At 40.8% G+C, this 12,152-nt stretch carries 9 protein-coding genes; all 9 read left to right on the top strand.

Annotated elements, in window-relative coordinates:
• Positions 1-349: 349 nt before the first annotated feature.
• The 9 genes from HF078_RS09175 (at position 350) to hutU (ending at position 12,147) form a co-directional block, all read left to right on the top strand.
• Positions 350-1,372, top strand: a complete 1,023-nt coding sequence (locus tag HF078_RS09175) for a C40 family peptidase (RefSeq protein ID WP_169290864.1) — start codon at positions 350-352, stop codon at positions 1,370-1,372.
• A gap of 694 nt (positions 1,373-2,066) precedes the next feature.
• Positions 2,067-4,208: a sigma factor gene (locus tag HF078_RS09170; RefSeq protein WP_169290863.1), complete on the top strand. Its 2,142-nt coding sequence runs from the start codon at positions 2,067-2,069 to the stop codon at positions 4,206-4,208.
• Complete coding sequence (locus HF078_RS09165) at positions 4,208-6,262, top strand: sigma factor (protein ID WP_169290862.1); 2,055 nt, start codon at positions 4,208-4,210, stop codon at positions 6,260-6,262. The genes HF078_RS09170 and HF078_RS09165 overlap by 1 nt, the downstream gene beginning before the upstream one ends.
• An 81-nt stretch (positions 6,263-6,343) precedes the next feature.
• Positions 6,344-6,646, top strand: a complete 303-nt coding sequence (locus tag HF078_RS09160) for an ArsR/SmtB family transcription factor (RefSeq protein ID WP_169290861.1) — start codon at positions 6,344-6,346, stop codon at positions 6,644-6,646.
• 113 nt (positions 6,647-6,759) lie between these two features.
• Positions 6,760-7,545, top strand: a complete 786-nt coding sequence (locus tag HF078_RS09155) for an SDR family oxidoreductase (protein ID WP_169290860.1) — start codon at positions 6,760-6,762, stop codon at positions 7,543-7,545.
• A gap of 39 nt (positions 7,546-7,584) precedes the next feature.
• Positions 7,585-8,199 carry a hypothetical protein gene (locus tag HF078_RS09150; protein WP_169290859.1) on the top strand — a complete coding sequence of 205 codons (615 nt, stop codon included), beginning with the start codon at positions 7,585-7,587 and terminating at the stop codon, positions 8,197-8,199.
• Between the two features lie 92 nt (positions 8,200-8,291).
• Entirely contained in the window at positions 8,292-8,732 is a 441-nt protein-coding gene (gene hutP, locus HF078_RS09145; protein WP_169290858.1) for a hut operon transcriptional regulator HutP, read from the top strand.
• Positions 8,733-8,867: 135 nt separating this feature from the next.
• Entirely contained in the window at positions 8,868-10,367 is a 1,500-nt protein-coding gene (gene hutH, locus HF078_RS09140; protein ID WP_169290874.1) for a histidine ammonia-lyase, read from the top strand.
• A 121-nt stretch (positions 10,368-10,488) separates the two neighbouring features.
• A complete protein-coding gene (gene hutU / locus HF078_RS09135; protein WP_481748008.1) occupies positions 10,489-12,147 on the top strand; it encodes a urocanate hydratase in 1,659 nt (552 codons plus the stop codon).
• Positions 12,148-12,152 lie beyond the last annotated feature (5 nt).

Genomic DNA, 12,152 nt, shown 5'->3' with positions numbered 1-12,152 from the left:
AGCGCTAGGTGGAGACCCCGCAGGCTTGCCGAGGAGGCTCCAGCAGCGCCCCTAGGAAAGCGAAGCCGTTTGCGGAAATCAACAGCGGTGTCTAAACAACATCTAAAATCCAAGACTTTTTCAGTGGACTCAGGCTTGCTGAGGAGGCTTCCGGACCGGAAATCAACAAGTAAATGAAGAATAAAAAATCTAGTTGTATCCCATTAAGCGCTTGTAGAGAAATAGTTCTACAAGCTTTTTGTCGTTTGTAACATAAATTTGAAGAAAATTCTATATTCTTGTAGAAAAATTCATGCTACTATACAACTATACATAGAAAAAAGTGACCAAAGAGGAGAATGGAACAATCATGAAAAAGAAAGTAATGGCAGGTGCTCTCGTAACTTCCATCATGTTTTCTGGACAAGCTTATGCTTCCGACTACGTTGTAAAATCTGGTGATTCCTTATGGAAAATAGCTAATAATAATCAGGTTTCCGTAAGTAATATTAAGTCATGGAATAACCTAACTAATGATCTTATTTTTCCAGGGCAAAAACTGGTCTTAAAAGCAGGTGGGTCCGCTTCACAACCAGCCCCTACTCCAAGCGAACCTACTTCTAGGACGTACACAATTAAAGCAGGAGATTCTTTATCCAAGATAGCTAAGGACCACCAAACAACCTTAGCGAACCTTTTAAAGCTAAATCCATCGATTACAGACGTTAATAGAATTTATGTAGGGCAAAAAATAAATGTAGCTGCACCAAGCAACCAAACACCGGGCCAGCCTGTCACGCCTACTCCCAGTCCAAGCCAACCAGAGCAGCCTAAAACGAATACATATATCATAAAAAGCGGGGATAACCTTTCCTCTGTTGCCAGTAGACATGGTGTATCCCTAAATGCCTTGTTGTCTGCCAACCCTTCGATTAAAGATGCAAACCGTATTTCTATTGGCCAAGTAATCAATATCCCAGGCAATGCTATTAGCAATCCTGGTAATGACTCCTCTTGGGAAGCGAAAGCGGATGCAATTATTGAAACAGGCAAAAAATATCTTGGTGCTAAATACTTGTATGGTGCATCAACCAACAGAACCGATGCATTTGACTGTTCCTCCTTTACAGTTAGAGTCTTTGCTGAAAACGGAATCAATCTTCCAAGAACATCAGCGCAACAAGGGAATGTAGGAAAAGAAATACCATTAAGTGAGATCCGCAAAGGAGATTTGGTATTTTTTGATACAGAAGGTGATGGTGTGATCAATCATGTTTCTATCGTAACCGATCCAAACACGCTTCTTCATGCAGCTACAAGTACAGGTGTTGCTTTCTCTTCGTATAATACGTACTGGAAACCAAGAGCGGTAAAAGCGGTTCGTGTTTTATAAAGTGTTGATGTTTTACAAAATGTTAATATTACCATCAAACCAATTTAACAATTGGGAAATATAATAGTTGTTGTAAGGTTGTTTCACACTTTTAGCCGTAACAAAGCTGTTGTCTTGTCTAATATGTCATGAATTACTCCCCTTTTTCATAATGAATAGATGCAACGGAACAACCTTTACCCTTTATTATTTAAATTAGGCTACTTTCCCAAACTTGATGCCTGGCAAAAAAAAGAGATGAATCGGATGCATCTCTTTTTTTCATGGGCATTTTTTCGTCTCCTCCTCAAGACTTAGTATCTTTCAGTATAAAGCTGGAAATGACTGTAGGTAAAAGAATGAAAGAAAACCATTCTACAGTATGTTATCGAAAACAGCGCAAAAATCTATACTAAGAGTGAGAAGAAAACAAAGGAATGATGGAGGATGAAAACAATGTTAACATTATTATTTGGAAGAAAAAATGAGGATTTGGCAAAAAAACACGAAGCGTCGATGGATGAAAAAAGAATGGAAATATACCTGAAAAGTGATATTGTGCGAAGATTTTAATGGGAGCTGCTGAAAATTGGTGGCTTCTTTTTTTATGGAAGATTTACTTTGAGAATACATTCATTTTTCTGAAAACAACCCTTATAAATGGTATAATAGTGGGAATAAGAACAAAAGATTCATAAAAAGGGTGAAATAGGATTTGGATGAGAGTCTTGAAATCAAAGAGATAATAGCAGGTAACAAAGATACATACCATCAGATAATAGATCGCTATAAGGATAAACTGTTTGCAATTGCCTATCATATGTCCGCAACTGAAGCAGAAGCAGAAAAACTGGTAAAACAAGGCTTTATTGAAGTTTATCAAGACCTGGAAATATACGATGATTCCGTATTTTTTTCTGATTGGCTTTACGAACGGTTTATTCCAATAATAGGTATGAAGAATGACACTACGCAACAGGCTAAACTCCCTTTTCATAATCCTCATTATATTGAGATGGAAGAAGCGCTCCATTCCTTGGCTCCAGAAGCAAAGTTTCAATTTCTTCTAGTTAAACTGTTGGGTTTAACACCAGATCAACTCACCGGGTTAATTGGCACAAACAAAGAGGAAGTCGAAAAGAATTATTCAAACTCCTTAAATCAGATTCGACATTCAACTTTATTAAATGATATCCAACATGCAGGTGGAGATTGCTATAGGGTGGATGAGCTTTCTCATCATTTTGATGGAAAGTTAAACCAGGATAGGGAACAGAAGATGATGGATCATTTAGAGTTCTGCCCTGATTGTAGAGAAGTATTACTTTTGCTTAAACAAGAAGAATCTACTTTAGAGAAAGTTTTGGAATACCCAAAACTTAATGAATCATTTAACGATAAAGTGTTGAGTAGGCTTACCCCCTACGTTCCTCCAAAACCAAAGCACCGCACATGGAAATATCAACTTAGTGTAGTAGGAATATTAGGTGCAGTCTTCCTATTCAGTGCAATAATATTACCAACCTTGAAGCCGCTTGCATCAATGGTATCCACGTATATGGAGCACGGAACCATCTACAATGTCTGGACGGAAGGTACATATGCAGTAACCGACAAAGAAATTACTCTTGAGATTACAAAAGTGGAAATCGACTCTCTTTACATGGCGATTTATTATGAAATCAGTAGAGAAGGAGAAGAACCACCTAAAACTTATCCTTTTGAAGATGTGGATTTCTATAGTTACAATCCCTTGAAGATTGTTGATGAATTTGGTAAGCAATATCCCTTTGAAGCAACCATCCCTGATCATCTTCGGTATGCTAGGAGTTCGGATGAAGAGGAAGGGATCGAAAAAGAAAGACCATACTATCTTGTGAAAATGCCGGAAAATCTTCCTGATGAGTTTAATTTGGAAATAAACTTTGCTCGACTGCAGGGACAGTATGGAAAGTGGGATCTGGAAATTCCAATAAGGTATGACAAGGTAGAAGATACTGCTGTAACTGTCAAACTGGACAAGAAAAAGACCATTGCAGATATAATAGTGGTCGAACTAATGGATGCTACCTATAGTAAAAACGGAACTAGAATAAGGTATTCCGTCAACCATACAGAAGAAGAGGAAGCCAGATTAATGGAGCTTCTGAAAGAACATGATCAGGAATATAGAATGCAAGAAATAATTCAGGGACGTCATGTCGGTCTATATGTAACAACGGAAGATGAACACTTTGTATTGCCTAACTACTATCATTTTATGGAACCTCCTAAACCTAATGAAACGATTGAAGTACATTACTCGCATTATTATATGGGGAATGAAGAACAGCAACGTATGGGGGAACACCATCTACAGGGAAAACTAGAAAATCCAATGGAAGAACTTTATATACAGATGATGGGGGCTTCCGTCCAGGAGCCAGCATTCTTCTCCATGGAAATCCCTCTTAAAGAAACAGAAGCTACACCTTTAAATGGTAAAATTAATAGTTATCAATTGTTGGATTACAGTCTTACACCTGTTAAGGACTATTCAGGGAATGTCAGCAAATACACCTTAATAATTAATGGAGAAAGTCAACAAAGCGGAGGGAACGGAGATATTGGTTGGAATATAACCGATAAATCTGGCAATTACATCCCCACAGAAGGCTGGTATCATCATGAAGACATGCACAATGAAGGTCCCAAAAGATTACTTCATGTTGAAATTGTTCCAAATTACGAACAAGGTGAGTTCCCTGAAAATATTGTGATAAATGCGGACTACATTTACACTTATTACAATGACATAGAAGATCAAAAGTTCCCTTTGTTTAACGAAGGGGTAATAAACGATAGTGAGACAGACTGATGGATGAATTAGCCAATGTTAAGAAAGTACTAGCAGGTGAAATGCAAGCTTTTGAACCAATCATTGAGAAATATAAAAACAGCGTTTATAGGCTGGCATGCTGGTGGACAGGTAGTCCAGAACTTGCAGAAAGAGTAACAAACGACTGCTTTGTAAAAGTATATAATCAACTATCAACCTTTCAGGAAAAGGAATTGTTCTCGTTTTGGCTGTATAAGGAGGTGTTACTACTCCTGAAAGAATTTCCTGTATCAGAGAATAGAGGGGGCTTTGGCAATTGGCTATCTCATAACCCGCATTATATACAATTGCAAGAAGAGGTTTTATCTCTACGTAAGGAGTGTAGAGTTCCCTTACTATTATCTTATTTACTTATAGAATTAAATGATGAACAGAAAGCGTGTCTTTCTGAAAATAGTCTTATAGATTACAATCAGTTTTTATTTGAAGCGAAAAAAGTAATTCGTCACAACTCTGTTACTCTAAGTAAGAAGTCTACAGAAGCATGCTTGGAGATGGAAGAACTTATACATTATCAGGTTGAAATTCTAGGAAGTTCGGAAAAGAACCAAATGGACGACCATCTGGAATTCTGCCCGGAATGCAGGGAACTGCTTCAGTTTCTAAAGCGAGAAGAGAGTACGTTGCAGCATGTCATACACACGCCGTCCCTGGATGGGGAGTTTAATGTAAGTATCTTAGAACAGTTGACACCATACACAGTCAAGACACCTAAACAAAGGACATGGGCGTATCAGTTCGGTGTTATTGGTGTAATGATTGCTGTATTTGTAGGTGGGTTTGTTGTTCTGCCGACTATTATCCCCTGGACAACGATGGTAAGCAATTATTTAAACTATGGCAGTTTTTATAATGTGTGGGCAGATGGAACTTACACGGCCACAGACAATGATATTACAGTTGAAATTACCGGCATAGAAGTAGACCCTTTACATATGGTGGTTAACTATGAGGTATTAAGTGCAGACAAGGCAGGAGGTGCTGGTGGAGTTGACAGGTTTTCCGTTCATGCAGTAGATGAAGAGGGTAACACCTACCCCATGGAGGCGGCCTCAGCCAATGATAGTCTTATGGAAATGAGTGGACCATTCCAGGAACGTTTAGCTGACTCTAAGTTTTATGTGAGAGCACTAAATGAAAAAGCATTGCCGGATAAGTTCACACTTAGTATTGAATATCACATGTTGAACGGATGGGGTGGATATTGGCAGATTGAGGTTCCAATAGAATATGATAAGGCCATGGGAGAAGTAGAAGTGATGGAATTGAATGAAATACTAATTATTGACGAGAAAATAGAGGTAGAGGTGCTTACTTTAGAAAAAGGGAAGCATGGTAGCAGGTTGAAATATGATGTAAGGCTAAAAGAAGAAGAAATAAAGCGGATTGAAACCAACCTTAAAAGGACGAACCAGAAATATGATCAGCACTATTTCATGAGTTACCACGACGTGTTTGCCTCAGTACTCCTTGTCAATAATGAAGATGAGTATCTTGTTCCAATCGGCTATCCTTCATTTAACAATGAGAGCGCTCCTTTCCAGCTTGAATTTTCAAATCTATACGCCGATCGGAACTTTATGAAACTTAAAGGGGAAGCAGATGAAGGGGAGAAGCTGTTTGCAGAGATTAGAGCCATTTACTATCATGAACCAGGTTTTTACTCTCTTACCGTCCCTTTAGAAGAAACAACAAAGCAACCATTGAATATAGATTTAGATGGATACACAATGAACGAGCTTTCTGTGAAAAGGCAGGAAGGGGAACCAACCAATGTACTTATTTCAGGTGAACGAACACAAAATGATAAAATTCGTTCTTTCCATTGGGAATTCTTTGATGAGAATGGGCAAAGTTTGAGTGTATACAATACGGCTGACTACGGCTGGCAGGATCGTGAAAACAGGATAAGCAAATTAGAATTGATAAACGTGGATGTTGATGCTGAAGATTCGCAATTAATGATACAAGCCACTCAAATCTCAAACGATTATCTTTTTACAGAAAAGGAACATAGAATCCCGCTAGATTAAGTTGGTGTTGGTTGTCCCAATTGTTCAGTTTTCTTGGTATAATGGGATAAAGATGAAGTGGACGATGAAGGAGTATTCTATATGAATAAAAAAGCAATTCAAACATTTCGAGATTGTATCCCGCTATTCCAAGTACTTGCGGACGAAGCAAGACAGGACATTATTTTACTGTTGGCAGAAAAAGAAGCATTGACTGTTACAGAAATTGCAGAAGCATCCAGACTTTCCAGGCCTGCAATCTCTCATCATTTGAAAATATTACGTGATAATAAGCTTGTCGAAATTGAGCAAAAAGGAACGCAACGGATTTACTCTTTGAGTTTGGAAACATCTGTTGCAATGCTTAAGGATTTGATTGAAATTGTTGAGAGTGAATGTCTATAGTAAGTAAAAACAACAGCCATTAGATGTGGCTGTTTTTCTTTAGGTTATAATTCGTTACAACGCAATTTGAAAACGTTATAATAGTAGTATTATAAGGAAGGGCGTGTTGTTTGATGGAAATGAATCTTAAAGGAAAAACAGCTCTTGTTATGGCTTCTAGCCAAGGGCTTGGAAAGGCAATTGCCGCATCTTTCATTGAAGAAGGAGTCAATGTGGTCCTTGCGAGCAGAAATGAAGAAAAATTAGCTGATGTGCAAAGTGAACTATTGAAAAACAATGGTGGTCGAGCTTCCTATATTCAAACAGATATTACAGATTCTTCTCAAATTCAACTTGCCGTTCAACATACGGTAGATACATATGGTCGACTTGATATTTTGGTGAATAACGCTGGGGGGCCCCCTGCCGGTTCATTTGAACAAATCACTGATGAACAGTGGCAGCAAGCTTTTGAATTAAATCTATTAAGCTATATAAGAACCATTCGGGAAGCACTTCCCCACCTCAAGAAAAACGGAGGGAAAATCATCAACATCGCTTCTTCCTCCATCAAGGAACCAATTCCAGGTCTACTGCTATCCAATACGTTTCGCACAGGTATCGTTGGATTGACAAAGACGCTTGCAAGTGAGTTAGCGGTAGATAATATTTTGATTAATACTGTTGCACCAGGAAGAATTGCTACAGACAGAGTGGCATTTTTAGATGAAGTGAATGCGGAGAAACAGGGTATTACGAAAGCGGAGATGGAAGAGAAAGTCAAAGCGGGTATTCCGCTTGGTCGTTACGGTGAACCGGAAGAATTTGCAAAAGTGGTAACATTTTTAGTATCTGATGCAAACAGCTATATGACTGGCAGCTCCTTCTTGGTAGATGGCGGGATGGTCAAATCTATTTAAATAATGATTATTGATAGAGAGAAGGGAAGCTAGGGTGTTATGAAGAATTTATTACTGTTGATACTTGGAGGGTTTGCAATAGGAATAATTTTAGGAGTTTTGAATGTCAAATTCAACTTCTGGATATTTGTTGTCCTTCTTGTTTTAGCATTTATCGCCTTATCCTACAAGGATGTTAAATATATGTTTTTGTCCCGGGATGTGGAGAAAATAGAGAAATATTTAGATAAAAAGCGTCATGAGCCCTATTATGGGTTTGTTTTAGAGTTGGCAAACGGTAATTTGACTGGTGCCAAGAAAGAGTTGGAGGAGCTTGAACGGAAGTGGAAAGGGAAAAAGACCGCAGTCTTTTGGGCTCAATATTACTTAAGGGTTGGCAACTATTCAAAGGCGAAAGAACAAGTTGCAAAAGTCGATCAGGCTGAGATAAGGACGTATATAACCGCAGGAATTGCAGTGGCAGAGAAAGATTATAAGAAGGCAGAAGAGCTAAAAGGGGAATTAAGAAAAGATTGGATGAAATTTGCCATCGACACGGAACTTGCTCTAAGCCGTAAAAATTATACACTTGCTAATGAAAAGAAGGAACAGGCATTAGCGTCCACAAAAGGCTTGCAATATTATATGATGTTCAAGGAGTTTCAAGAAATATAAACAGAGAAACTCCTTGACAGGAAGGCACGGACAAATTTACACTTGATGTAGACATTAGTTATTAGAAAATTTTCAGTATTGAGGTAATGCATATGGTACTAGCGATAGATCGACGAATTGGCAAGTATGCAATACTTCTTGCAATGAACGGTGACCAGGAGGAATTGCCGGTAGCAACTCCGCCACAATGGAAAAGCTGTATGGGCAAAGTCGGTTCCATGGATTCGCAAAAAGTGGTAGCAGCCATTGAAACTGCTGCTAAGCGGGAAGGTATCATCAAATCCGATGGATACCGGGAAACACATGCACTTTATCATGCCATCATGGATGCTCTTAGTGGAGTGACACGCGGTCAAGTGCAGCTAGGCTCTGTCATGCGGACTGTAGGATTGCGTTTTGCTGTCGTAAGGGGAAATCCTTATGAGGATCTAGAGGAAGGCGACTGGATTGCAGTTGCGCTTTATGGGACGATTGGCGCTCCTGTGAGGGGATCGGAGCATGAAACCATTGGTCTTGGAATAAATCACATTTAAATATTTTGCCCATAGTTGCTGATAAATAGGGGGCTGTACTTTGAACATATTATATGGTCGAAGTATGGCCTCTTTTTGTGTGGGAAAAGGGGGAAGTTGTCTATGGAGAAACAGCGGGAAAAGGGGAGAGTCGCAATGATTACATTAAATGGCGAATCGTTGACGCTTGAAAAGTTGAATAGAATTTTATTTGAAAACGATCAGGTGGAACCATGCCAGGACGCAATGGTAAAGGTTGTCGCTAGTAGGGCAGCGGTGGAAAACATTGTGCATAAAGGGGAAGTGGTTTACGGAATCACAACTGGCTTTGGTAAATTCAGCGATGTTTTGATTCCATTTGAAGAAACGGCAGACTTGCAACGGAATCTCATTCACTCTCACGCTTGCGGAGTAGGTGAAGCATTTGATGAGGTGATAGGGCGTGCGATGTTGGTATTACGCGCAAATGCCCTTTTAAAAGGGTATTCCGGTGTCCGTCCGATTGTCATTGAACGTCTTTTACAATATGTGAATGAAGGAATACATCCTGTGGTTCCCCAGCAAGGGTCGCTTGGGGCAAGCGGAGATCTTGCGCCATTGTCCCATTTGGTATTGACCTTGCTTGGTGAGGGGGAAGTATTTTATGAAGGCAAAAGAAGAGAAACTGCAAGTGTTTTGGCTGAAAAAGGGATTACCCCAATCGAACTGAAGGCAAAGGAAGGCCTTGCTTTAATTAACGGGACTCAGGCGATGACTGCTGTAGGGGTTGTCGCATACTTAGAAGCAGAGAAGTTAGCGTTCCAAGCGGAGTCGATTGCAGCAATGACTTTTGAGGGGCTTGAGGGAATTGTGGATGCCTTGGATCATGATGTTCATAGGGTTCGCGGTTATCAGGAACAAGTGGATGTAGCGGAGAGGTTTCGGAAGTTGTTGGATGGAAGCAAACTTGTGACAAGGCAGGGAGAGAAGCGTGTGCAGGATGCCTATTCATTGAGGTGTATTCCACAAGTGCATGGAGCATCATGGCAGGTTCTGGGTTATGTGAAGGAGAAGCTGGAGATAGAAATCAATGCAGCAACGGATAATCCTTTGATCTTCGATGATGGAGGCAAGGTGATTTCAGGTGGAAACTTTCACGGGCAACCTATTGCCTTTGCGATGGACTTTCTGAAGCTTGGGATGGCGGAGCTTGCTAATATTTCTGAACGCAGAATTGAACGGTTGGTTAATCCGCAATTAAATGACTTGCCACCATTCTTAAGTCCGAAGCCAGGTCTTCAATCAGGAGCAATGATCATGCAGTATTGTGCTGCATCGCTAGTTTCAGAGAATAAGACGTTAGCTCACCCGGCAAGCGTGGACTCCATTCCGTCCTCTGCCAATCAAGAAGATCATGTCAGCATGGGGACAATTGGAGCAAGGCATGCCTATCAAATAGTCGCCAATGTGCGGAGGGTACTTGCCATCGAATGGATGTGTGCCATGCAAGCCCTTGAATTCCGAGGAGTCTTCCTTTCTGCACCACTCATGCAAAAATGGTACCAAGAAGGGCGCACCATCGTCCCAAGCATCACCGAAGACCGCATTTTCTCCAAAGACATCGAAGCTTTGGCTGCGTGGATGAAGGATGAGGGCAGCGTTCTATGTAGAGCGTGAAATTCCTAGGGGGGTCTGACCCCCCTCAGAAATTTAATACTCCCGCAACAATTCTGTAACATTACCAAAAAACCAAAATAAATATTTCTATCAAAGGGGATGAACTGAAATGGAAAAGGAAATGGTGAAGGTTATTCGTGCTCCTAGGGGCAGTGAGTTAAATACGAAGGGGTGGGTGCAGGAGGCTGCATTACGTATGTTGATGAACAACTTAGACCCGGAAGTGGCAGAAATCCCGGAGGAGTTAGTGGTGTACGGTGGAATTGGGAAAGCGGCAAGAAACTGGGAAAGTTTTGACGCCATTGTGGAATCGCTTAAAAACTTGGAAGAAGACGAAACCTTATTAGTACAATCAGGCAAGCCGGTTGCTGTGTTCCGCAGTCATGCAGATGCGCCTCGTGTTTTATTGGCAAACTCCAACCTTGTGCCAAAGTGGGCAAATTGGGAGCACTTCCATGAGCTAGATCAAAAAGGGCTGATGATGTACGGCCAAATGACAGCAGGCTCTTGGATATATATCGGTACTCAAGGAATCCTACAGGGCACTTATGAAACATTTGCAGAAGCAGCTAAACAATCCTTTAACAATACACTGAAGGGCACGATTACTGTAACGGCTGGCCTTGGAGGGATGGGCGGTGCACAGCCGCTTGCCGTCACGATGAATGGTGGAGTGTGTATTGCCATTGAGGTGGATGAACAACGTATTGATCGCCGCATTGAAACGAGATATTGCGATGTAAAGGTGAAAACAGTGGATGAAGCCATTCAAAAAGCGGAGGAATATAAGAAACTAGGAAAACCTTTATCTATTGGACTTTTAGGAAATGCAGCTGAGATCCTTCCACAATTAGTCGAAAGAGGATTTACACCAGAACTGTTGACGGATCAAACTTCTGCCCATGATCCATTGAATGGTTATATTCCAATTGGAACGACTTTAGAAGAAGCAGCAAAACTAAGAAAAGAAGAACCACCACAATATGTGAAACTGGCAAAAGAGAGCATGGCAGTGCATGTGAAAGCAATGCTTGACCTACAACAAAAAGGCGCCATTACATTTGATTATGGCAACAATATCCGCCAGGTCGCTATGGACGAGGGTGTGAAAAATGCCTTTGATTTTCCTGGCTTTGTTCCGGCATTCATCCGTCCACAGTTTTGCGAAGGAAAAGGTCCTTTCCGCTGGGTGGCACTTTCTGGTGATCCGGAAGATATTTATAAAACAGACGAAGTTATTTTAAGAGAATTTTCCGACAACAAGCATCTTTGCAATTGGATTAAGATGGCAAGGGAAAAAGTGGCATTCCAAGGGCTACCTTCAAGAATCTGTTGGCTTGGTTATGGTGAGCGTGCCCGTTTTGGAAAAATCATTAACGAAATGGTAGCAAGCGGCGAGCTTTCTGCACCTATTGTAATCGGTCGCGATCATTTGGACTGTGGCTCTGTGGCATCGCCTAATCGTGAAACAGAAGCAATGCTTGATGGAAGTGACGCAGTAGCGGATTGGCCGATATTGAATGCGCTCATCAATGGCGTAAATGGTGCGAGTTGGGTTTCCGTTCATCACGGTGGTGGAGTAGGAATGGGGTATTCTCTTCACGCAGGAATGGTCATTGTAGCCGATGGAACGGAAGAGGCAGGAAAGCGTTTGGAGCGAGTGTTGACTTCAGACCCTGGAATGGGTGTTGTGCGACATGCAGATGCAGGGTATGATCTTGCGAAAAAAGTTGCCAAAGAAAAAGGCGTGCACATTCCTTTGCTAAAGGAGGGTGAGTAATACAT

The sequence above is a fragment of the Bacillus sp. RO2 genome (genome assembly GCF_012911845.1).
Lineage (GTDB): Bacteria > Bacillota > Bacilli > Bacillales > Bacillaceae_I > Sutcliffiella_A.
Note: the sequence above shows the minus strand (reverse complement) of the source record. Positions and strands in the feature narration are given on the sequence as shown.

Bases quoted from the DNA above. Each gene is read 5' to 3' on its own strand.
- HF078_RS09175 (WP_169290864.1), top strand. From the start codon at position 350: ATGAAAAAGAAAGTAATGGCAGGTGCTCTCGTAACTTCCATCATGTTT.
- HF078_RS09165 (WP_169290862.1), top strand. From the start codon at position 4,208: ATGGATGAATTAGCCAATGTTAAGAAAGTACTAGCAGGTGAAATGCAA.
- HF078_RS09160 (WP_169290861.1), top strand. From the start codon at position 6,344: ATGAATAAAAAAGCAATTCAAACATTTCGAGATTGTATCCCGCTATTC.
- HF078_RS09155 (WP_169290860.1), top strand. From the start codon at position 6,760: ATGGAAATGAATCTTAAAGGAAAAACAGCTCTTGTTATGGCTTCTAGC.
- HF078_RS09150 (WP_169290859.1), top strand. From the start codon at position 7,585: ATGAAGAATTTATTACTGTTGATACTTGGAGGGTTTGCAATAGGAATA.
- hutP (WP_169290858.1), top strand. From the start codon at position 8,292: ATGGTACTAGCGATAGATCGACGAATTGGCAAGTATGCAATACTTCTT.
- hutH (WP_169290874.1), top strand. From the start codon at position 8,868: ATGATTACATTAAATGGCGAATCGTTGACGCTTGAAAAGTTGAATAGA.
- hutU (WP_481748008.1), top strand. From the start codon at position 10,489: ATGGTGAAGGTTATTCGTGCTCCTAGGGGCAGTGAGTTAAATACGAAG.